Origin of the sequence: Sulfuricurvum sp. (genome assembly GCF_036279695.1) — a bacterium.
GTDB lineage: Bacteria > Campylobacterota > Campylobacteria > Campylobacterales > Sulfurimonadaceae > Sulfuricurvum.
The window spans coordinates 1-21,137 of the sequence record NZ_DASUIQ010000114.1; the positions used below are offsets into that span (position 1 = coordinate 1).

The window sequence follows — 21,137 nt, forward strand, 5'->3', positions numbered from 1 at the left end:
AACCGCTTTGAGTTGATCGAACCACGGCGTACACTCCGCTAAAATCCGAGGTAATGCTTCGGCATGGAGACGGCTGGCGAGTTCGGGGACAACGCCGCCATAGAGCGAGTGTTCTAACTCTTGGGAAATCTTTTTATGATAAATGAGTTTTTTTGTCGCGATTTCGGTGATAGCGATTGAGCTGTCGTCGCACGAACTTTCTATACTCAGAATCATTGCATGATCCTTCGCTTTTTATACGCCATCGGAGCAAAGCCCCGATTGTCTACGCTAACGCTGAGTTCTCTTCGGCAGAGTGCCCACGCACAGCATACCGTGCTATTCATAACTTCATATTTCACTGCATCACCCACTCTTTGACCCAAGTCCACTCACCGAATCCTGAGGCGGTGTTGATATGCCCGCCGTTTTCAATTACCCTCATCTCTACACCCAAAGCCTTTTGAAGAGCTGTAGCCTCTTCTGTACTCATGTAGGGGTCATTCGTCGATGTGACCAGCAATACCTCTTCGGAAAAAAGAGTTTTAGGGGCTTCGAGAGGAAAAAAGGTTTTTAGCGTTTCGATACTGCACGTCAGATGAGGAGGGGTGACGAGTAATAGCCGCTTTACGGGGGAAATTGAGCCCTCATGACAGAGATGAAACCATGCGATATTTGCCAGCGAATGACAGATGACGACATCGGGCTCAAAATCGGCAAGGATCGATTTGATCTGTTTCATCCACCGATTTTTACTCGGGAAGTGGGGATTGTCGAGTAGCGGAAAAGAGACGGTGCCGTAATCTTTGGCAATTTCGCCCGCAAGCCACGCCTGCCAGTGGGGATCGTCGCTTCCACCCCATCCGTGCAGTATCAGGAGCTTCATGACAAACCTCGTACAAATGCGCGTATCTCACTATCAAGGGCAAATATAGCATCTATCGATTCGGGAGCGGTGTGAAACGACTCGTAAGCGCGCAAGATCATCGTTGAAATATCGATAAAACGGATCTCTCCGGCAACAAAACGCTCAATCGCCGCTTCGTTTGCGGCATTGACGATGACGCCTCGTGCAGGGTTGGCGAGCAAATCATTTTTGATCTCCCACACGGAATAGCGCTCTTTCTCGATCTCTCTAAATTCGAGGGCACCCACGCGGGTTAAATCGATTCGATCCACAATAGGCTTATCCACTTTTCCCATAAGGGCGTAGGCGATAGGTAGGCGCATATCGGCATGGGCGAAGTGTGCGGTCGTGGAACCGTCGGTGTAATCGATAAGGGCATGGATCAGTGATTTGGTCTCGATAAGGGCATCGTATTCCCCCTCACCAAAAAGCCACCGCGCTTCGAGAAGCTCAAAGAGTTTGTTGACCATAGAGGCACTGTCAATGGTGATTTTTTGTCCCATAGACCAGTTGGGGTGCTTGAGGGCATCCTCTAAGGTAGCGGAAGAGAGTTTCTCCAGCGGCCAGTCCCGAAAAGCACCTCCGCTTGCGGTGATCACCATACGGTTGATCGATCTTTGGGTTTGGTTGAGATACCACAACCCGAAATGTTCGCTGTCTATCGGGACAATGGCGGAGGTATCGACGAAAGAGCCTCCGACGACCAATGATTCTTTGTTCGCGAGGGCTAGCTTTTTGCCGCATTCGAGCGCTTTGAGGGTAGGGCGAAAGCCGGCAAAACCGACCAATGCGTTGACGACATGTTGTGAGGTGGATTCTTCGATAGCGTCAAGGATAGCTGATTCACCGAAGCGTACATGGGGATGGTTGACGCGGGAACAATCCGCTTCATCCATCACTACGACACGTTTAGGAGAATGTTTTAGGATTTGTTGGTTGAGAAGATCGATATTGCGTCCCGCAACAAGGGTATCAACGCTTAGGTGAAACTCTTCGGCGATATTGAGGGCGTTGACCCCGATGGAGCCTGTGGAGCCCAGTAGGATCAAACAATGCCTCGTAAAAGGACGAGCATAATAATAGAAGCAAAAAGGTAACCGTCAATACGGTCTAATACGCCGCCATGTCCCGGAAGAATGGAACCGCTGTCTTTTACTCCGGCTTTGCGTTTGAGATAGCTCTCAAACAAATCGCCGAATACCGATCCGACGGCTGCCGCCATCGAGATAATGATCGCTTGCGTAATATCGACCATAGTGATACCGATAAAAAATCCGGCACCCGTTGCTATCGCGATACCGCCGTAAACCCCTTCGCGAGTTTTGCTCGGACTGGAGACGCTAAAGGGAGTCTTGCCGATACTGCGACCTACGACATAGGCTCCCACATCGGCAGAGGCAACGACGACGAGAAGCCACAAAAGAGAGGTAACACCATACTCTTGGTACATGCTGAGGGTAAAGAGCATTCCCGCCGTCGGGTAGATAAACGGAAGAAAATTTTTAGGGGGAATATTTTGGGTGTAGGCAACTGCTGCGGCAAAAATAAGTCCGGCAATGACAAACAGATCTTCCCCGTAGGGATAAAGTGCCGCCGCAAGCCACAAAATAGCGGCATAGGCATACAAAGAGCTGTTGTTGATCCCAAACAAGCGGGTGGCTTCGTGAAAGGCGAGGAGATAGATGACCCCCATTACCGCCCACATGAGCCAAAAGTTGTTGATGAGCCCGACAACTAAGACACCGATAACAAGAGCGACACCGGTAACAATGCGTTCTTGAGTTGAATTTTTTGCAGTTTGCATAGTGTGATTAACCTAATGGTTTAAAATTTCGCGATTATACCATTTATTTCATTGTAAATATGGGTATTTGCGTGTGTAATATTAAACTTTTATATCAAGAATATGGAGGGATTTTACCGGAGTTGGATTCTCTTCGCTGGTTTCTTCTTTGTGTTCGGGGCGTCTCTCTTCCTGTTCCGCTTGTTCTTTGGTATGTTCGCGGTCGGGATCAACACCGTGATTTCCCTCTGCGGGGCGAACCTCTTCTACCTCTTGCTTGGCTACTTGCGACGCCGTAGCGGCGGCAAGCGCTTGGAGTTCAAATCGGTTTAAAAGAGCATTTTTTTCACTGGCGACACTGGCCATTTGTTGGTTGACATAGATTGCGTTCCCGATAGGACCGATTGCCATAGGATTATCCTTTTTGGATATTTAGTGTCTTATAGTTGGTATAGAGGACATTGGCACCGTCTTGGAGTTTGACCTCTCTTCGTGGGGTATAATCGACCAAATAGCCCCCTTTTTCAAATACGGAGAAATCGACACACAGTTTCGCCGCCGCTTCGAGGAGTTTTTCGGGGAGTTGCTGTTTGTCGGTGGTAATGATGACGTGCGCGGAAGGGCGATCTTTGAGATGCATCCAAATATCACGCGATTTGGCATTGCGCAGAAGCTCGATGTTCCCTTTTTCGCTTTTTCCCAGAGAGACTTTGACCCCCTCAATCCAAAACTCGGCGATCGAATCGGAATTTTTTTGTTTTGTCAGCGTATTTTTTGGAGGAAACAGCAGGGCAATCTCTTCGGGGGTGGATGCCTCATCGACGGTTTGGATGAAGAGTTCAAGATGGCGGATTTTAGCTTCGAGATTCGCCCTCTCTTGATGCAGACCGTGTGCTTTTTGTTTCGCTTTTTTGGAACGTTTGAAAAAACTCTCAGCACACCCTGAAGCACTGGTGCATCCGCTGGGGAGTTCCAACTCTTTCGGTGTTCCGTCAAAATCGGAAACGACAGCCGTTTTTTCATACGGTTTGATCGCATCGAGGTTTGCTAAGACCAGATGCCCAGCGTATTGCGATTTTTCGGACTCTTCCATTAAAAGTGTTTCATCTTCCAGTTGACTAAGATGTTTTTGGAGTTGAGCCAACCGTTTTTTTAACAGCGCTTTTTTTTCATGTTTGAGCTTCTCCAATTTGGCATTGCTTCGGCGCGCGAACTCTTCAAGCAAATAGGCGCGTACATCCTCTAATGGGTACTCCTGAGGCTCATATGGGGGCGGGGGGATTTCCCCTAATTTTTGCCCAACGCGTACACTTCGAGAGGAGAGATCATCATCGATGTGACGTAAGGCTTCGAGTACAATCCCCTCTTTGTCCAACAAAATGGCATTGGTATGTTTGCCGGTAAATTCGAGTTGTAAAATGGTCGTTTCCGATTTGTAAGAACCGCTGGTATTGACACAAATGCGGATGATTTTGTCATTATTATGGAGGGTTACGGATTGGATACTCGAGCGGTTGAGCCGTTTGGCTAACAACACATCGAACGGAGCTTGGTACATTTTCCCTCGGTTGGGTATTTCACCGATGGTGATAGCCGATTTTCCTCTTTGCATCTCGAAATTCCAGCTATTTTCACGGTTAAAAACCAATTTCAGGGTGGTGTCGTTAACACGATAGGCTGCTGTAATATGAGTTAGATGGCGCATATACTCAACGATTTGCTTTAAATAAGAAAATCTCATAGTTTTACCTTGCCTTTAGAAAATTAGAATTACAATTTGGAAACAACAGTCATAAAACGGTCATAGTTAACATACACAGGTAGCATTCATGAATCTATTCAACACCATCAAAGCCAAGTTTATCGTCAATTTGGTAGCTGCCGTAGGGGCCATCTTAATTAGTGTGATTGTAGCATACTTCATCGCGGTAGGGTCGATCAAAGAGATTATGATCAGTGATCTTAATACCGTTGCCGATGTTTTGGAAAAAAATGTCAATTACATCTCTAAAGTGGAACCGAAAGCATACGAAGAAGCAGGGTTTAAAGAAGAGATCAAAAAGATCAAAATCGGAAAAAGCGGTTACGTCTATTTTATCAATGCCGATGGAGTCATGACGATCCATCCAAAACCCGAAGATGAAGGGAAAAGTAAAGCAGGACATGATTATATCGATCATATCCGCTCCGATAAAGCCGGAGGGATCTATGAGTATGTCTCCGCGACAACGGGACAGGATAAAATTGCCGCGTATCGTTATATCCCAGAGTGGGATATGTGGGTGATTCCGGGGATCAATAAAGCCGATTATTTCGATGAACTTCGCTCAAGTTTTTTTAAATGGTTTTTGTTGTTGGGAAGTATCCTTACCGCTATGTTGATCGCGATCAACTATATCTCCGGTACGAGTATTCTCCATCCGATCGAAGAACTGGATAAAGTTTCCGGTGACCTCGCCCACGGTAACGGTGATTTGACCAAACGGCTTCCGATTCTGAATAAAAATGATGAGATCGGGATTGCGAGTAATTATCTCAATCAGTTTATCGAGAAGATTCAAAGTACTATCAATGATACGAAACAAATCACAGGCTCAGCGGTGGGCTCCACCGCAATGTTGAACTCTGCGGCATCGAATCTCTCTTCGCAATCAGAAAAGACCAATAGCATTGCCCAAAATACGAATGCTACCGCCGCTGAGATCGGTACAACGTTAGAAGAGAGCGTCAACATGGCGAAAATGACGTTGGAGAACAGTCGTTTAACCGAAACAGAGTTGAGCTATGTTCGTGAAATTGCTACGGCAATTACGAACGAGGTGCACAAAACAACGCAAATGAGCCATGAACTCGGCGAGCGGTTTACCCAGCTTTCCAGCGATGCGGCAAGCGTCAGCGGTGTTTTGAGTATTATCTCGGACATCGCCGATCAAACCAATCTCCTCGCCCTCAATGCCGCGATCGAAGCGGCGCGTGCGGGTGAACACGGACGAGGGTTTGCCGTGGTTGCCGATGAGGTGCGAAAACTGGCGGAACGTACTCAAAAAAGTTTGACGGAGATCAATTCGACCATCTCTATTGTGATTCAGTCCATCTCCGATTCCTCGGATATGATGAATTCCAACAGCGACAATATCGCCCGTTTGGCGGAGCGAAGCGAAGAGATTGATGTAAAAATCGATTCGGCATCGAGCGCATTGCGTTCAAACGTCGATGCGAGTCACCAAAGTGTTCAGCAAGCGGAGAATATGGCACTCAAAATCCGTGAGATCATTCAAAAAGTCTCTGAGATGTCGAGCCTCTCTCAAAGCAATCAGGAGGATATTAAACAAATCTCTACGATCGCCGCCGAACTTTATAACGCCGCAACCAACCTGAACACGCAATTGGGGCAATTTAAGTCCTAAACAAATCTTGCTATAATTCCCAAAAAATTTGGGGAGGATAGAGATGCGTTCACCACGCGGATTCGGAAAAACCTATTTTTCTCTTGTCGCTATTCAAGCGTATGCTTCGGAAGTACGCCTCCTCCAAAATATCACCCGAATCGCATGGATCTCACCTACTCATCCTATCCACACCTATTCTACCGTTTCACCCCCTAAGAGTGTCCTACTCTCATCCGTTATTACACTTATTCAAGGACACTCATGTACAAACAGACTTTATCATTCGTCGCATCCGCGACACTCGTTGCCTCATTAGGGGCTAATACGCTCACCCTCGAACCTATCGTTATCTCCGCTTCTAAAACTGAACAATCGCTCAAAGATGTCACCGCTAACGTCGATGTTATAACCGCTCAAGAACTCGAAGAGAGACATATAACATCGGTTATCGATGCGCTCAAAACCCTCAGCAATATTCCGATAGCACAAAACGGAGGGGTAGGGAGTCAAAGTTCCTTTTTTCTTCGGGGATTCAGCTCTGAAAACGCCGTTGTGTTAGTAGACGGTATCCGCTACAACGATCCGACCACCCCCAAAGGGCAAGCACAGTTAGAGCAACTTATGGTCAATGATATTGAACGTATTGAAATCATAAAAGGGGCGCAAAGCGGTGTTTGGGGGGCGAATGCCGTCGCCGGTGTGATCAATATCATCACGAAAAAAGCAACCGAAAAACTACGCATAGGTGCGACAGCTGAATACGGCAGTTATGCAACCACCAAACTAGGGGCTAACATCTCCCAAAAAGTTAATGCGTTATCGTACTATTTCGGGGCGAATCAGATCAAAACCAACGGCTTCTCTTCGAGTACACCCAAAGGGAAAAATCCAGACGACTATGAAGCGGACGGTTATAAAAATGAGACACTTAACGCTAAACTCAGCTACGATGTGACCCCATCCGATACCCTCAATGCGCAACTCCATTTTATCGATGCTTTTGCTCAGTACGACGCCTACGCGCAACCTAACAGCGAAGCCAATGAGATTCATCAGATTAATCGTTTGGGTAGTATCGGTTACGTCCATCGTTTTAACCTAGAAGATTCACTCAGCGCGACATACAATATCTCCAGTTTCGATAAAAAAGACCCTCTCGGTTATACCACAGCGTTTAAGGGGAGACATAAAGAGGGGATACTTCAAGCGAGCTATCACTATGCGCCAAACTCCTTTTTGGTCATAGGGGGAAATGCCCTCTATTCCAAAGATACGATCAGCGCAAGAGAGCTCGATTCCAAAGGGGTATTTCTAACGAATACGAACCGTTTTGATAACCTAATCGTAACCGAATCTATTCGCCATGATACGTATGATATGTTTAAGGACAAAACAACCGGCAAGATCGGTGCTAAATACAATTTTACGGACGAAGTCTCTTTTAGCACGAATTACGGAACCGCGTATCGTGTGCCCTCGCTGTATGAGATTATAAATATCCATCCCGATATTACTGCACTCAATGCGGAAACGACCAAAAGTTTTGATGCGACGATGCAGTATAAACATCTAAGTTTCACCTACTATAATAATCTCGTCGATAATCTCATCGGGTATGTTTCTGATCCAATCATGTGGTGGATCGGGGGATACACACAAGTTGAGGGGAAATCACGTTTTGAGGGGTATGAGCTCTCGTATAAAAACACGATCGCAAGCGATATAGTGTTGGATCTCGGATATAACCGTCTTTGGGCTAAAAATCAGAACAATCAAGAGATTCAACGACGCGCAAAAGATACCTTCCGAAGTGCACTGGATTATTACGGATTTTCCAAATGGCAGTTAGGACTCAATGCACACTACATCGGAACACGCTATGATGATCTTGCCCAAACCAAACAAACAGGACGTTATACCCTATGGGGAGCAGTCGTGAATTATGATGCGACCGAGAGTCTCAGTTTCTATCTTAAGGGAGACAATTTGAGCGATAAGCTTTATCAAGAAGTAGACGGATACGGAACTGCCGGACGAAGCTTCTATGTTGGTGCAAATGCTAAATTCTAAAAATTTCTGCCACAAAGTGGCAAGCTTTAGCGTCTTAGCGACTAGCGTAGGCAAAGAGATTTTATCTCTTTGGCGTTCTAAATAAATGAAACTCTCTTTTCGCCCCTACCTCCGCTACAAATTTTTCAATGCCCTCTTCACCGGTATGGTGGGGGGATCGGTCTTTACGATCTATGCGACCCTTAGCCCCTCGACGTTTTCAGTTGGAGGGATACTCCTCGCAATGGGGATGATGGGGATGGCATACGTATATCACCGACTGATGAATCTTCGCACGTTTTTCCGATTTACATTGGCAACGGAGCTTATCATGCTCCTTATGGTGGGATATTATCTGCTGTTTTCCACCCATATCATGAGTGCTTTGGTCATTTACGTCGCCTATCAGTTCTCTTTTATCTTCGGAGGGTATCTGGTGCGTGCCGAAACCCATTTTGCCCGCCATGCACGGGTGATGGGGTGGATCGATGTCGCCAAACAGCAAGGCTCTCTCGCAGGGTTAGCTCTCTCGTACGGATTTTACAAACTCATAGAGCATTACGGGATCACCAAAGCCGCAGAACAAGTCTATGATCTGCATTTTGTACTGTTCGCGCTGGAATGCTTGATTATCGTTGCGTTGCTTCGCGCGTTTCGGGGAAAATAGATGAACTCCATCTCCATTTTCGGTACCTCCTCCGATGCGGGGAAATCGACCCTCACATTTGTGATCGGGAAGCTTCTCCAAGAGCGGGGGATCAGCGTCGGGGTGTTCAAAGCTCAAAACGTCTCCAACAACTCCCATGTCTGCGACGACGGCTCTGAAATCGCCATCGCCCAGTATTTTCAAGCCGAGGTATTGGGTATCCCGACGAGTTATCATCTCAACCCCGTGTTGCTCAAATCGGGGCACGGGAATAGCGCCTCGCTGATCGTCAAGGGGCACGTTGTGGAAGATAAAGAGGTGCGGGAGTACTACCGTGATCTGGATCTGCTGAAACCCTCCGTGGATGAGTGCTTTGAGTATTTGAGTGAACGTTATGAGTGCGTTATTTGTGAGGGGGCGGGGAGTCCCGTCGAGCTGAACCTGATGGACAAAGACCTCTCCAATATCTACATCGCGCAAAAATACAACACGAAGATTATCCTCGTCGCCGACATCGAACGCGGCGGGGTTTTCGCCTCGATTTGGGGGGTCTATAATCTCCTCCCCCAAAAGCTGCGCGAAAATGTCATCGGGGTGATCGTCAATAAATTTCGGGGAGATCGAAGCTTGTTTGATGATGGTATTACGATCATCGAAGAGCGTTTCGGTATTAGCGTCCTCGGTGTCCTTCCCTATACCCCGTTCAACTTCGGATTCGAAGACTCCCAAAGCCTCAAAAATTTCGTTCAAAATAAACCCCATCCCGCGCAAAAAATCGGGATCATCAACTACCCCACGATGAGCAACTATAACGATTTCGAGCCTCTTATCGCCGATGAGACAATCGCAGTTGAGTTTATCACCACTAACATCGCGTTAGAGAGTTTTGATCTCGTTATTCTCCCCGGAAGCAAACGGGTGATAGAGGATCTTCGGTGGCTCAAACAGGTGGGACTTTTCGATGCCCTCCAAACGAGGACAAAAGAGATACTGGGGATTTGCGGCGGGTATCAGATGATGTTTGAAACCATCATCGATGAGGGGTGTGTCGAAACCTCAGAACCGAGTCGCGAAGAAGCCCTCGGATTTATCGATGATGTGATCGTATTTCAGCGGGATAAAGTGCTCAAAAAAGGGAAATACAATATCTTTGGCCGCACGATAAACGGGTTTGAAATCCATCACGGAGTGAGTGAAAAATATCCCCTTTTCTACGAAAAAGAGCACATTAAAGGGACGTTTGTTCATGGACTTTTTGATGATGAAGCATTTGAGGCGTACAAGAAAAAAACGATTGATGCGTTTATGGAGACGATGAGAGGGGAGATCGATGTGGAGAGGATACTCAATGTCTTATAAAAACTGGTTCGACACTCACGCTTCCAAACACCGTGTTATACTGGATAAACTTTCCCATCTCAGTGATGATGAAGTGATCGAATATTTTCGATTTGAAAACATGGTGATACACGAGAGCGATTTTTGCCCCCTCTACGCGGAACATACAAAATGTCACGATACCGAAGAACTCAACTGCTATCTCTGTGCCTGTCCAAATTTTCGTTTTAACGATGCGGGCTTTACTCTCGAAGAGGGGAAAACCCTCTTTAGCACCTGTGCTATTGAGAGTCCCGATGGGGATCGTTTTATCACCGATACGGCAATTCATCAAAACTGTTCCGGTTGTTTGGTACCGCACTGTGAGCTCTACATTGCCAAAGTGTTTGATCGGAATTGGGGTACTATCATGAAAAAATCCCCTGCCGATCGTTAGGGTACGTTAATTTAGGATAAAATATAGAAAAAATTTAGGGGTGCGGATGCGGTATGCGGTGTTTTTGTTACTGTTTGCCGTAACCCTTTTCGCTATCCCACTGCCGATTACGTTTAGCGGAAATGAGAAAATATCCTCCGATCAGCTCTTTGGCGCATTAGGACTTCGCAAGCCCTACGTGATCGAAGTGTGGGAAGATCAACCTTCCATCGAGCCCATCGCTATTGCTCAAAGCGTTTCAGCCCTAAACAGTTTTTACAGGTCCAAAGGGTTTTATCATGCCCGTGTTACTTCGGAAACGAGTGCGAACGAGGTGATTTTTAAAATTCAGGAGAATGAGCCTATCCGCATCGGTGATGTGCAGATCAACAGTCTTTTAGATATTAAGTCGGCAATATTGCTCCAAATGGATGATCTTTTTGACCAAGAGGCGTTTTCAGCTTCAAAGTCAGCGATCAAAAAGCGCTACGGTGAAGCGGGATATTGTAACGCGCAGTTTAACACCAAAGCATGGGTCGATATTGAGAGTGATCGTGCCTATTTGCTGTTTGAGGCGACCCCCGGTGAGTCGTGTACATTCGGGAAAGTGAGTGTCGATTCGACCCCGAATATCGATGGGAACCTGACCGCTTCGATGTTGCGGTTTGAAGAGGGAGATCCCTACAGTGTCGAAGCAATCCGCCTGAGTTACGAAGCGCTCTATGCCCAAGAGGGGATTAGTCGCGTAGTGATCAACGATAATGAGCGTAACGGCAGTGTGGTTCCGATTTCGTTGAGTATCGAGGAGGCGGAACAGCCGATCCGGTTTACCGCCGGTCTGGGGTACAGCAGCGATCAAGGGGTCGCGGGACAAATGGGGCTGAAACATCGTAACTTTTTCGGCGATCTTAAAACCTTGGGATTTGATTTCCGTTATTCGCAGATCAAGCAGGAGGCTTCCGGATCGTTCGGTCTTCCGCTCCAAAATCGAGGCCTTCTTGGGGTTGATGTCGGGTATAAAAACGAAATCTTCGACGGGTATAAAACGGAAAGTACCTATGAAAAGTTGACCGCTAAATATCAAGATACCCCCGCGTCGGCGATGATGGGATTTTTGTTCGATCAGGTACAAACGTATGAAAGTTCAGATACGACAACGTTTCCGAATAACAAGCTCTCACTCGTCTCGCCGATCGGAGAACTCAACTACGATACTCGGGATAAACCGCTTGAACCGACCAAAGGGTACTGGCTCAATGCTAATGCTATGGGGTCGCTTTATACCTCACAGATCTCGGACGCTACCTATTTTAAAACGCTTCTCTCCGCAGCGTACATCACCAGTATCGATGAGCATGTATTCGGAGCCAAGCTCAAATGGGGAACATTGCGGATATATGACGGGAATGTCCCCTCTTCGTATCGTTTTTATGCGGGGGGGATGAACTCGAACCGTGCCTACACCTATCGTGATTTAGGACCTAAAAATAGTGACGGTGATCCGATAGGGTTTTCTTCGCTTATGGAGGGGACACTCGAGTACCGCTTTCCGATCTATCAGGAGTTTCGAGGGGTGCTCTTTAGCGATATGACGTATGCATCTCAAAATAGTATTCCCGATTATGCAAAAGAGGGGTATCTTGGGGTGGGGATGGGATTGCGCTATGTTACCCCGATCGGTCCGGTTGCGATCGATTTCGGAATGGATCCCGAAGATAATTCCCAGTATGCCATTCACTTTCGGATCGGAGAGCTGTTTTGAAGAAAAAGAGCTCTTTTTCATGGCGTAAATGGCTCAAACACTTTTTGGTGACGGCCCATTTCCTCCTTTTTAGTTCTGTTATCGCATCATCGGCGGTTCTCTATATCGCTTTTCGCCCTGATGGGCTAGAGATACTCAATACCTATTTCCTCGAACCGCTCGGTATCCATTATAGCCATGCGGAGGGGTCGCTTCTGGAGGGGTTTACGCTTCATAATCTCCATAGTGATACGATGGAAGCCAAAACATTTGTCCTCAAATACAACCTTGTGAAAATGCTGGAGGGGGAACATACGATCGATTCGGTTCGAATCGAGGGGTTGCGTATCCATCTGGATGATTTTATCAGTGACGATAGCTCTATTTGGCCGTTTCCGACCTTCGCACTTCGTGAGGTAAATATCACCAATCTCCAGCTTCTCAGCGCGTATCCTATCGAGCTTGATATACACGGAAAAAACGGTACGTATGATGGCGATAACCTCTCGTTTGCATGGTTGCGCGCCACGCTGAAATCTCGCTATGCGAGCGGTGCGATTAGCGGTGTTGTTCACGATAACGCTCTTCGCGGGGTCGCGGATATTTATCCTCATGAAGCCGAACTTGCACCATATAGCGGTCGTTTTACGGCACTCCCTAGAGCGGTACGGGTAAAAATTAGTGAGCTCTCGGATGAAAAAGCCTTGCTACAAACATCTATTGCGAATCTGGACTCCAAACAAGATGCTGAGCTTCACGCCAAAGAGGTTTCGTTGGAGTTCGATTACCGTTATGATAACGGCTATTTTGATATTAACGCCCTCTATCAGTTGGTACGCGGCAGTGATACGATGCAAACCACACACCATCTGCGCTATACCTTGGAGGGGAAAACAACGACCGAGTTTGACGGAATGATTAGCTCACACTACCCACTCCCCTCAAATGAACTGCACGGGGAATTCACCGATGACGTGGACGGGCTGATCGGTACGTTGAGACTCGATGGCAGTACCCTAAGCCTAGAGAGTAAAGATTATGAGAAGTACGGGTGGAAATTCCGCAGTAACCATCAGAATCTCGCATTTATTCCGACATTGCCCGAAGCGATTCGCAGCGGTGAACTGGATATGGAGGGATCGGGAAGTTATCGTCTTAGTACGAACTTCCTCACCGGATCGATCAGAGCGGTACACGATCACGCCCTCTTTCGCGGATCCATAGTGAGCGATGATCATCATCATGCGATAGATGGAAATCTCACCCTTCCTCCTGATGCACCGATGTGGAAAAACTGGAGCCATAAACCGCCGGAGCATCTTCGTCTTTTTGTGAATGATGAAACAAATGCCACTCGGGTCAATATTTCGGGTGACAATTTAGCTCTTTCGGCGGTTGTTTCGGGTGAACAACTCAAAGGTTCCGGCAACTATCTGGGAACTTTTTTTGATCTTAGCGGGACACTAAACTCCAATCAAAGCCGTATCGATCTAGAGAGTGTTACCCCCTCATTGTTTGCTACTCTCTCGCAGGTGCGACCGATCGAATTGCAAAAAGGGGAGTACTTCGATGCCGAACTGCGCACCAAAACCCATATCGTGTTGGGGGATACCATTACGGTGCAAAGTGATGTAAAAGTACCGTGGTATGCGGCGGTACTTGATTCAAAACGTGCTTATGGCGGAACGCAGGGAAGTGCACGTTTGGAGTATCGCGATGGGAACCTGAGCATAGCGGGATACCGTTTTGAGATTGCCGATCACCCTATTAGCAGTGATAAAACTTCCTATCTTCACCTAAGCCCTACGGGTGATGTGGTGATTGATGAGTTTTGGGTCTTCGATACGTTGCGTCTTAGCGGTATAGTAAAGTCGGATTTGAGTGCTAATATTCGGTTGCACTCCGATCGCTTTAGCTACCAAGGACCGGAGGGGGACGCTCATGCGGCGGCTGACATCCGTTTTGAGCGGGATGCGGCGGCGAACCAAGCGCTATCGGGGGAAATCAAAATTTTAGATGCAACCATCACCTATCTGCCTCTCCAAGAGTTCAAAGTGATGGATGATGACATTATTATTGTCCAAGACGTTCGTCCTCCAAGCGGCGTCAAACTCTCGATGAATCTTCATATCGGCTCACGGCAACCGATCCGATTTAAAACCAAAGAGCTCAATTTGGGACTTATTCCCGACATCACCCTCTGGAAAGATCCGACTGAGCCGATGCAAATTTTAGGGATGGTCACTATACCATCGGGCAGTGCGGTGAGTGCGGGGAAAGCGTTTGATATTAAACATTCAGAGATCTATTTCGGCGGTGATATTCCCCTCAACCCGTATCTCAATATTACGATAGCCCATGAAGTCGATTACAAAAAAATTCAGATTTATGTCACCCATACCCTCGATTCACCGATTTTCCTCTTTAACTCCGATCCGGTGATGAGTCAAAATGACATTATGAGCTATCTCCTTTTCGGAGGTCCCGCAAATACGATCTCAGGAAGCGGGGATGGTTCGACCTCGACCGTTCGTGCCGATGCGACCAACTTTATGCTAGGCGCTGGGTTAAAAGGGTTGATCAACGGAGCGACAAAACTCCAGATCGATACGATGAACATTCTGACTACAACCGAGGGGGGGATGGGATTTGAAGTAGGGGCGCGTCTCAATAAAGATCTGAGAGTATTGTACAAAAACGATACCGTCTCCAGCGTCCTTGTCCAATACTCCCTCAACCGATGGTTGCGGCTCGATGCCGACATCCATGAACTCGGGCAGGGTATTAACGCCATTTATATCAAAGATTTTCGCGATTTTCTTCCCCACAATCCACCTAAAAAGAGATAATTCTTGATTTAGGTCAAGATGTATCTCCCTCGATCCTTTTATACTGCTATCATTAAATGCAGTAAAGGAAACACCATGATTTTAGAATTTATGCGTGACGATCACCGTGCGTGTGATGTTTTATATACCGAAGCCGAAAACGCGTTAAGTGCGAATGATGCCGAAAAGGCAAAAGAATTTTTTACACTGTTTTATCGTGCAACCAATCACCACTTCGATATGGAAGAGCGGGAGCTTTTTATCACCTTTGAGAAACGGACGGGGATGATGGGGGGACCGACACAGATGATGCGGTATGAGCACCAACAGCTTCGCAGTCTCTTGGAGTCGATGAAGAGTGCGTTAGCAGAAGATCGTCATGATGATTTTTTCGGTATCGGCGAATCCATGATGATTATGTTGCAACAGCACAACATGAAAGAAGAGCAGATGCTCTATCCGATGATTGATCGCACATTGGGAGAAGACGGCTCTTTGATGATCCAAACTTTGAAAGATATGGCGCAATGATCCTCCTAGATACGAGAGAGTTTGATCACCCCATCCCGCTGGAGATGGCGACGAGTGCGTTCAAAAAACTCTCCGGCGATGAGGTGATTCATATGATCCATCGGCGCGAACCGATCCCTTTGTTTGAGATTATCCTCAAAAACGGCGGACGCTATCATCGCGTCATGGAACGTGATAACCTTTGGCACATTTACATTACCCGTAGTTCTACGGTAGTATTGGAGCACACCGATGTATAGCGGACTCTCTCTCGATCAGGCACCCCCTATTTCAGTGGTGATGCGCTTTTTTCTCACCATCCCTCTGTTTGGAATAGCGCTGAGTTTACTCCTTATTTTTAACCCCAATGACGTTTTAACCCAAGCACACCCAATGTCGCTTGCCGCGATTCATCTGATGTTTTTAGGGGTGATTACGATGGCGATGATCGGTGCGCTCTTTCAGATGCAAAGCGTCTTGGGGGGGCGTTCTATCCCCGCCGCTAGAGGAAATGCGTTTTTGATTCACCTTTTTTTGGTGATTGGGGCGATCTCGCTCGCATCGGCGTTTAGTTTTATGCTCCCTGTATTGTTTGTGATCGCATCGGTATTTTTGGGTGCTTCGCTCCTTTATGCTTCTTCGCTTATCCTCCCTCTTTTGTTCGGCGGTATCACCAACGATACCCTTCGCGGGATGCGTATGGCACTCATTGCCCTCTCTATCACGGCTATTTTAGGGATTGTTATGGCGAGTGAATATGCCAATGAGACATTTAGTCCGTTGCATGAAGCGCTCCGTGCATCTCACTACTCTTTGGGGCTGATCGGCTGGGTGAGCCTTCTTATTATTGCGGTAGCCTTTCAGGTAGTCGAGATGTTTTACGTCACAGCACCCTATAGCACATGGTGCAAACGCAACGCTTTTCGTATTATTGCGGTTTCTCTCTTTGTGAAGATCGTGTGGCTTTTTTTGAGCCTCCCGTTTGTTTGGATCTTTGATCTGGTGATCGGAGCGTTGTTATTCGGCTTTATTGTCACGACACTCAAACGGCTTCAACAGCGTAAACGGCGCGTGAGTGATGTGAGCATCTGGTTTTGGAAAACGGGGATTGTTTTGCTCGGTAGTGCCGTCTTGGTGCACGGTGTATTCCTATGGAGCGGCAATAGTGCGTTAGAGAGTATGGCATTGATCGCCTATGCCCTCTTCGCTTTGGCGATCATATTGGCGATGATGGGTAAAATCGTCCCCTTTTTGGTGTGGTTTCATCTCAGTTCCTCGGGATATATGGAGACTCCGATCATGTCGAATATTATTCCACAAACACGTACACGAGCCCTTTTCTGGTTGTTCTTACTCAGTGCGTCAGGTTTGTTAAGCGGGGTAGTTTGGAGTGAACTATTGGTCTTGGGCGCACTGGCATCGCTAGGGACGTTTTTGCTTTTACTGTTTAATCTGATCGTGGCGTTGCGACTTTACCGTCACACCCTTTTGCACGGAACACGGTTTGATACAGTATTATCGTAGCTTATGAATAGTCACGTTTCGGTCATGCGTTTTAGGAACGATCAAGCGCAATGTGCCTTAAATACGAGAAATGAAAAATTAAACAAATTATCCCTGTTTTAGGGAGATACAATTTATGCAGAGCAAAATTGAACTTAAATGACGCTTTAATATTGGATTAATATGTACTGATGTAACATTTTTGTAACACTTAAGAAAAGGTTATAAATGTTCTTTGGAAATAAAGCTCCGGTTGAAGATGTAGCACCCCTTCATACAAAAATCGCAGAACTCGAAAAAAGTAATCAGTCTCTGCAAAATGAACTTGACCGACTTAGGTCAGAGAACATGGCATTTCAAAATAATGCCGTTATGGCTGAGCTGATCAGCCACTTAACAGAGAGTTTGACCACCGCCTGTCAAACCGATTTGACACTGCTTCAAAAAGACCTTGCTGAGAATGTAAGTCAGCTTGAAGAGATTGAGGCATTGAACAAAGATAACCGTGAAAATGCGGTGGGGATTAACAACGAAATCGGAGAGATCCTCGATATTCAGCAACAGTTGGTGAACAACATCACCGATAACTACGGTTCAGTGGGTCAGCTCAATGACGGAGTCGGCTCCATCGGACAAGTTATCGATTTGATCAAAGACATTTCCGATCAAACAAATCTCCTCGCTCTCAACGCCGCGATCGAAGCGGCGCGTGCGGGTGAACATGGTCGAGGCTTCGCCGTTGTTGCGGATGAGGTGCGAAAGCTCGCCGAACGAACCCAAAAAGCGACTTCCGAAGTGGCGATGAGCGTTCAGAGTTTGAAACAAAATGCGACGGAGATTTATGAGCGATCGAGCGCGATGGAATCCATCTCCACGATGTCGAGCGGCAAGTTGGAACAATTCCGTGCAACCCTTCAAAGTTTAGGAAGCCGAACCGAAGTGATTGAGCACGATTCGACCAATGTTCTCTACTCGGTCTTTATGGTATTGGTTAAACTCGATCATCTCCTCTTCAAATCCAAAGGGTATAAAACCGTCTTTAGCGATAAGGTAGATGCAGAGTTCGTCGATCATCATCATTGCCGTCTCGGCAAATGGGCTGAGGGTGGAAAAGGATCTCAAATCTTCGGCAATACCCCAAGTTTTAGAAAACTCGAAGCACCGCATAAAACAGTCCATGACAACATTATCGAAGCGGTCAAGTGTGTTGCGGAGGGAACATGCTCTCAAGAATCTAAAAACGTGATGAACTATTTCAAAGAAGCTGAAAACGGAAGCCGTGAAGTTATTAATACGTTGAATGCGATGTTGATTGAAGAACGGGATAAAAGAGGGCATAAATAAAACGTGTAATGGCGGACAGCTAGAGATTCGAACTCTAGGTAGGTTGCCCTACACACGCGTTCCAGGCGTGCGCCATCGACCACTCGGCCAGCTGTCCATTTTGGAAGAGTGAAATTGTACCAAAGATAGCTTAAGGGTTCCCCCTTAAAAACCGTAACGATCCCTCGGCGGTTTTTTACGAGACTGTTCTTTGTTCCAGCGCGTATTGATATGCTTGAGCCACATTAGAAAAATACCGACCAAAAGCGATACGGCACACACCTCATAACCGATTGCCCAAATAACGGCATACGAGGTTATGTTAAATACCAAGAAATATTCATAATGCGCTCTGGCAACGAATAAATAGAGAAAAAGCAACCCTGCAAGATACGGGATGACGGCAATATAAATTGCTACCATAATCCCCTCATATCCCTCCGGTGAAAAAACGAAATCACGATAATCGAGCGATTGATTAAAAAAATCATCTTCTTGTTGGCGGCGTGCTTTTATATTGGCACTTTGATAAACTTTTGCGCTATCACGAGCCGTGTCGCTGATTAGTGTGGATATTTTTTTATCAATTTTATTATCCATTCTATTGCCTTGGATTTTATGATGATATATTATATCTTGTTTTGTAGAGATCAATTGTTAGATTGTTAGGAAATAATGAAAAATTATAGTAACCGAGCCACGAAGGAGGAGGGCTCGATCAAACTATCGAAGGAGAATCGAACCGTCATTGTAAAAGAGAAGTGTTAATTTAACGTAAAAAAAGTTTTTTTGAAAAGCATTTCCCTTGATATAATGGCATAACATCATTCAAAAGGGTTCCCGTGCTCCCATATCACCGTTTTTATCCGATCAGTGACGATTTTCGCTCCCCCTATGCGCGTGATCGTGACCGTATTATCCATTCAGGGAGTTTTCGACGTCTTGAGTATAAAACGCAGGTATTTTTAAATTCGCAAGGGGATTTTTTCCGTACCCGTCTTACCCACAGCATCGAAGTGAGTCAAATCGCCCGCTCCATCGCATCCCATCTGGGGCTTGAAGAGTCGTTAGCTGAAAGTATCGCCCTCTCGCACGATTTAGGGCATACCCCTTTTGGGCATATTGGAGGAGACACTCTTGATGTCTGTTTAAAAGAGCGTGGATTTGAGAGCGGGTTTGAGCATAATTTCCAAAGCTTTCGGGTCGTCACGAAACTCGAACAGCGCTACAAAGCATTTCTGGGACTCAATCTCACCTACGCGACGCTAGAGGGGATACTCAAACACTCCTATCCCTATAACAAATCGTTTTTACCCGATGAGATACGAGACGCGTTTGCCCTCGACACCCATCCGAGTATTGAAGCGATGATCGTCGATCGTGCCGATGAGATCGCCTACATCAGCCATGACATCGATGATGGTGTCGCATCGGGGCTTATTACGTTTGAAACGCTCAAATCTTCCGAACTCATTCAGACGATTTTGCAAAAAGTGTATGACGAGGGGATACATGAAGATGAGGACGAGATGTTTCGCTATCGCTTCAGCTCCCATCTCATCAACCATCTCGTCTATTCGCTTCTCGAACACTCACGAGACAAAATCGATAACAGCCGTGTGTTAGCGTCGGTTATTCCCTCTTCCGAGCCGATAGTGATCGGATTCGATTCCGAGTTGGAGACTCAGATCAAAAAACTCAAAAAGCTTTTGTATCAGGAACTCTATCAGCACAAACATATTATGCGTAAAATGTTTGCGGGGAAACAGGCGATTATAGGGTTGTTTAATGCTTTGATGGAAGAGCCGAAGATGTTGCCGAGGTATTATTTGGAGCAGTGTGAACGACGAAATGTTCATCGCGTTATCAGCGATTATATCGCCAGTATGTCGGATCGCTATGCGATGGAGTTATACAATGAGTTATACGGGAGAGAGGGGTAATTATTTCTCCTCTTTCTCTTCTTCTTTCCCGAATGTTTTTTCAAGACCGTCAATCAGTTCTTTTTTCTCTGCATCGCTCAAACGCGCTTCAGGATGGGTGATAAGATACGGAGGTATAGGCATTTCCCCCTCTTCGACTTCCTCTGCGGCATCGCGTACTTTATTTTTTGGTTGAACACCGAGCATGGAAACGTTCAATTTTTCACGACCCTCTTCAATATCATGCGCTACAAGCCATGAAACAGGGGCGATATTGCTGTACCAAGGATATTTGGTCTCATTGGAGTGACAATCGGCACACGCGCGGTTAAAAAGCTCTTTGGTACGAGCTGAGTCCCATTGAGGCTCACTAACTACTGGTGGGTTGGTGTGGTCTTTGCCATAGGGGATAAATTGGATAGCGACTGCACTCAAAATAACGGCGGCAGAAATAGCTTTAAAATTCATGAGGGCTCCTTGCGGGAATTATTGTTAACATAATAGCACGAAAAAGAGTGGGATATATTAATGAAATGAAAACGGGCGGTTTAGACTAAAACCGCTTCGCGTTGACCTGCTTCGAGATGACCGATAACGTATCCGTCTGTTGCGGCGAGAACATCGGCAACATCCGCTTCTTTGACGACGAGGATCATTCCGACACCCATGTTAAATGCGCGGAACATTTCGTGACGTTCGACGTGTTGACCGATGAGTTCAAAAATCGGCAATACACGGATCGAGGATTCGGTGATAACCGCACGTAGCCCCTCAGGGAGAACGCGTGGGAAGTTTTCGACAATC

General features: G+C 46.5%; 21 protein-coding genes, 1 tRNA gene and 2 pseudogenes. 14 read left to right on the forward strand and 10 right to left on the reverse strand.

Features of this window, described 5'->3' with window-relative positions; all coding sequences use genetic code 11:
• From VFW36_RS11065 to VFW36_RS11090, 6 genes and pseudogenes are all read right to left on the reverse strand, one after another.
• Nucleotides 1-216, reverse strand: a pseudogene (locus VFW36_RS11065) (tRNA (adenosine(37)-N6)-threonylcarbamoyltransferase complex transferase subunit TsaD); the annotation flags it as partial.
• 121 nt (nt 217-337) lie between these two features.
• Nucleotides 338-865: an RBBP9/YdeN family alpha/beta hydrolase gene (locus tag VFW36_RS11070; protein WP_329658874.1), complete on the reverse strand. Its 528-nt coding sequence runs from the start codon at nt 863-865 to the stop codon at nt 338-340.
• Nucleotides 862-1,935 carry a 1-deoxy-D-xylulose-5-phosphate reductoisomerase gene (dxr, locus tag VFW36_RS11075; protein WP_329658875.1) on the reverse strand — a complete coding sequence of 358 codons (1,074 nt, stop codon included), beginning with the start codon at nt 1,933-1,935 and terminating at the stop codon, nt 862-864. Before dxr ends, VFW36_RS11070 begins: the two co-directional genes overlap by 4 nt.
• On the reverse strand, nt 1,932-2,690 hold the full coding sequence (locus VFW36_RS11080; protein WP_329658876.1) for a phosphatidate cytidylyltransferase: 759 nt from the start codon (nt 2,688-2,690) through the stop codon (nt 1,932-1,934). The genes dxr and VFW36_RS11080 overlap by 4 nt, the downstream gene beginning before the upstream one ends.
• Nucleotides 2,691-2,771: 81 nt before the next feature.
• Nucleotides 2,772-3,080 (reverse strand): hypothetical protein, encoded by a 309-nt coding sequence (locus VFW36_RS11085; protein WP_329658877.1) that lies wholly within the window; start codon nt 3,078-3,080, stop codon nt 2,772-2,774.
• Between the two features lie 4 nt (nt 3,081-3,084).
• Nucleotides 3,085-4,410, reverse strand: a complete 1,326-nt coding sequence (locus VFW36_RS11090) for an NFACT family protein (RefSeq protein ID WP_329658878.1) — start codon at nt 4,408-4,410, stop codon at nt 3,085-3,087.
• Between the two features lie 88 nt (nt 4,411-4,498).
• Between VFW36_RS11090 and VFW36_RS11095 the strand changes: the two genes are divergently transcribed.
• The 13 genes and pseudogenes from VFW36_RS11095 to VFW36_RS12595 all read left to right on the forward strand — a co-directional run bounded on the left by VFW36_RS11095 (nt 4,499) and on the right by VFW36_RS12595 (nt 18,432).
• Nucleotides 4,499-6,076: a methyl-accepting chemotaxis protein gene (locus tag VFW36_RS11095; RefSeq protein ID WP_329658879.1), complete on the forward strand. Its 1,578-nt coding sequence runs from the start codon at nt 4,499-4,501 to the stop codon at nt 6,074-6,076.
• Between the two features lie 43 nt (nt 6,077-6,119).
• Nucleotides 6,120-6,374, forward strand: a complete 255-nt coding sequence (locus VFW36_RS11100) for a hypothetical protein (RefSeq protein WP_329658880.1) — start codon at nt 6,120-6,122, stop codon at nt 6,372-6,374.
• Nucleotides 6,320-8,128 (forward strand): TonB-dependent receptor plug domain-containing protein, encoded by a 1,809-nt coding sequence (locus tag VFW36_RS11105; protein WP_329658881.1) that lies wholly within the window; start codon nt 6,320-6,322, stop codon nt 8,126-8,128. Before VFW36_RS11100 ends, VFW36_RS11105 begins: the two co-directional genes overlap by 55 nt.
• An 85-nt stretch (nt 8,129-8,213) precedes the next feature.
• On the forward strand, nt 8,214-8,774 hold the full coding sequence (locus VFW36_RS11110) for a hypothetical protein (protein ID WP_329658882.1): 561 nt from the start codon (nt 8,214-8,216) through the stop codon (nt 8,772-8,774).
• Nucleotides 8,775-10,112 carry a cobyric acid synthase gene (locus VFW36_RS11115; RefSeq protein WP_329658883.1) on the forward strand — a complete coding sequence of 446 codons (1,338 nt, stop codon included), beginning with the start codon at nt 8,775-8,777 and terminating at the stop codon, nt 10,110-10,112. It abuts the gene before it with no gap.
• The gene (locus VFW36_RS11120; protein ID WP_329658884.1) at nt 10,102-10,527 is read left to right on the forward strand and encodes a hypothetical protein; all 426 of its coding nucleotides are present in this window, start codon (nt 10,102-10,104) and stop codon (nt 10,525-10,527) included. Before VFW36_RS11115 ends, VFW36_RS11120 begins: the two co-directional genes overlap by 11 nt.
• A gap of 46 nt (nt 10,528-10,573) precedes the next feature.
• Nucleotides 10,574-12,268 carry an autotransporter assembly complex protein TamA gene (locus VFW36_RS11125; protein ID WP_329658885.1) on the forward strand — a complete coding sequence of 565 codons (1,695 nt, stop codon included), beginning with the start codon at nt 10,574-10,576 and terminating at the stop codon, nt 12,266-12,268.
• Nucleotides 12,265-15,096: a translocation/assembly module TamB domain-containing protein gene (locus tag VFW36_RS11130; protein ID WP_329658886.1), complete on the forward strand. Its 2,832-nt coding sequence runs from the start codon at nt 12,265-12,267 to the stop codon at nt 15,094-15,096. The genes VFW36_RS11125 and VFW36_RS11130 overlap by 4 nt, the downstream gene beginning before the upstream one ends.
• A gap of 75 nt (nt 15,097-15,171) precedes the next feature.
• Nucleotides 15,172-15,606 carry a hemerythrin domain-containing protein gene (locus tag VFW36_RS11135; RefSeq protein WP_329658887.1) on the forward strand — a complete coding sequence of 145 codons (435 nt, stop codon included), beginning with the start codon at nt 15,172-15,174 and terminating at the stop codon, nt 15,604-15,606.
• Nucleotides 15,603-15,845 (forward strand): DUF2249 domain-containing protein, encoded by a 243-nt coding sequence (locus tag VFW36_RS11140; protein WP_329658888.1) that lies wholly within the window; start codon nt 15,603-15,605, stop codon nt 15,843-15,845. Before VFW36_RS11135 ends, VFW36_RS11140 begins: the two co-directional genes overlap by 4 nt.
• The gene (locus tag VFW36_RS11145; protein WP_329658889.1) at nt 15,838-17,109 is read left to right on the forward strand and encodes a hypothetical protein; all 1,272 of its coding nucleotides are present in this window, start codon (nt 15,838-15,840) and stop codon (nt 17,107-17,109) included. The genes VFW36_RS11140 and VFW36_RS11145 overlap by 8 nt, the downstream gene beginning before the upstream one ends.
• A gap of 351 nt (nt 17,110-17,460) precedes the next feature.
• Nucleotides 17,461-17,982, forward strand: a pseudogene (locus VFW36_RS12590) (methyl-accepting chemotaxis protein); the annotation flags it as partial.
• Between the two features lie 87 nt (nt 17,983-18,069).
• Nucleotides 18,070-18,432 (forward strand): CZB domain-containing protein, encoded by a 363-nt coding sequence (locus VFW36_RS12595; RefSeq protein WP_414720298.1) that lies wholly within the window; start codon nt 18,070-18,072, stop codon nt 18,430-18,432.
• A 9-nt stretch (nt 18,433-18,441) separates the two neighbouring features.
• Here the strand turns inward: VFW36_RS12595 and VFW36_RS11155 are convergent.
• Nucleotides 18,442-18,529: transfer RNA gene (locus tag VFW36_RS11155), tRNA-Ser, on the reverse strand.
• A gap of 47 nt (nt 18,530-18,576) precedes the next feature.
• The gene (locus VFW36_RS11160) at nt 18,577-19,011 is read right to left on the reverse strand and encodes a hypothetical protein (RefSeq protein ID WP_329658891.1); all 435 of its coding nucleotides are present in this window, start codon (nt 19,009-19,011) and stop codon (nt 18,577-18,579) included.
• A 242-nt stretch (nt 19,012-19,253) separates the two neighbouring features.
• On the opposite strand from VFW36_RS11160, the gene VFW36_RS11165 reads away from it, so the two are divergent.
• Nucleotides 19,254-20,354, forward strand: coding sequence for a deoxyguanosinetriphosphate triphosphohydrolase (locus VFW36_RS11165; protein WP_329658892.1), 1,101 nt, complete (start codon nt 19,254-19,256; stop codon nt 20,352-20,354).
• Here the strand turns inward: VFW36_RS11165 and VFW36_RS11170 are convergent, their stop codons facing one another.
• Together VFW36_RS11170 and VFW36_RS11175 are read right to left on the reverse strand one after the other, a co-directional pair.
• Nucleotides 20,355-20,801, reverse strand: coding sequence for a heme-binding domain-containing protein (locus VFW36_RS11170; protein ID WP_329658893.1), 447 nt, complete (start codon nt 20,799-20,801; stop codon nt 20,355-20,357).
• 80 nt (nt 20,802-20,881) lie between these two features.
• A partial coding sequence (locus VFW36_RS11175; RefSeq protein WP_329658894.1) for an AIR synthase-related protein occupies nt 20,882-21,137 on the reverse strand: 256 nt, incomplete at its 5' end.

Excerpts from the sequence above, each read along its gene's own strand:
- VFW36_RS11145 (WP_329658889.1), top strand. The coding sequence starts at position 15,838 with ATGTATAGCGGACTCTCTCTCGATCAGGCACCCCCTATTTCAGTGGTG.
- VFW36_RS11105 (WP_329658881.1), top strand. The coding sequence starts at position 6,320 with ATGTACAAACAGACTTTATCATTCGTCGCATCCGCGACACTCGTTGCC.
- VFW36_RS11090 (WP_329658878.1), bottom strand. The coding sequence starts at position 4,410 with ATGAGATTTTCTTATTTAAAGCAAATCGTTGAGTATATGCGCCATCTA.
- VFW36_RS11070 (WP_329658874.1), bottom strand. The coding sequence starts at position 865 with ATGAAGCTCCTGATACTGCACGGATGGGGTGGAAGCGACGATCCCCAC.
- VFW36_RS11135 (WP_329658887.1), top strand. The coding sequence starts at position 15,172 with ATGATTTTAGAATTTATGCGTGACGATCACCGTGCGTGTGATGTTTTA.
- VFW36_RS11100 (WP_329658880.1), top strand. The coding sequence starts at position 6,120 with ATGCGTTCACCACGCGGATTCGGAAAAACCTATTTTTCTCTTGTCGCT.
- VFW36_RS11170 (WP_329658893.1), bottom strand. The coding sequence starts at position 20,801 with ATGAATTTTAAAGCTATTTCTGCCGCCGTTATTTTGAGTGCAGTCGCT.
- VFW36_RS11120 (WP_329658884.1), top strand. The coding sequence starts at position 10,102 with ATGTCTTATAAAAACTGGTTCGACACTCACGCTTCCAAACACCGTGTT.
- VFW36_RS11095 (WP_329658879.1), top strand. The coding sequence starts at position 4,499 with ATGAATCTATTCAACACCATCAAAGCCAAGTTTATCGTCAATTTGGTA.
- VFW36_RS11140 (WP_329658888.1), top strand. The coding sequence starts at position 15,603 with ATGATCCTCCTAGATACGAGAGAGTTTGATCACCCCATCCCGCTGGAG.
- VFW36_RS11160 (WP_329658891.1), bottom strand. The coding sequence starts at position 19,011 with ATGGATAATAAAATTGATAAAAAAATATCCACACTAATCAGCGACACG.
- VFW36_RS11110 (WP_329658882.1), top strand. The coding sequence starts at position 8,214 with ATGAAACTCTCTTTTCGCCCCTACCTCCGCTACAAATTTTTCAATGCC.
- VFW36_RS12595 (WP_414720298.1), top strand. The coding sequence starts at position 18,070 with ATGGTATTGGTTAAACTCGATCATCTCCTCTTCAAATCCAAAGGGTAT.
- VFW36_RS11085 (WP_329658877.1), bottom strand. The coding sequence starts at position 3,080 with ATGGCAATCGGTCCTATCGGGAACGCAATCTATGTCAACCAACAAATG.
- VFW36_RS11080 (WP_329658876.1), bottom strand. The coding sequence starts at position 2,690 with ATGCAAACTGCAAAAAATTCAACTCAAGAACGCATTGTTACCGGTGTC.
- VFW36_RS11125 (WP_329658885.1), top strand. The coding sequence starts at position 10,574 with ATGCGGTATGCGGTGTTTTTGTTACTGTTTGCCGTAACCCTTTTCGCT.
- VFW36_RS11115 (WP_329658883.1), top strand. The coding sequence starts at position 8,775 with ATGAACTCCATCTCCATTTTCGGTACCTCCTCCGATGCGGGGAAATCG.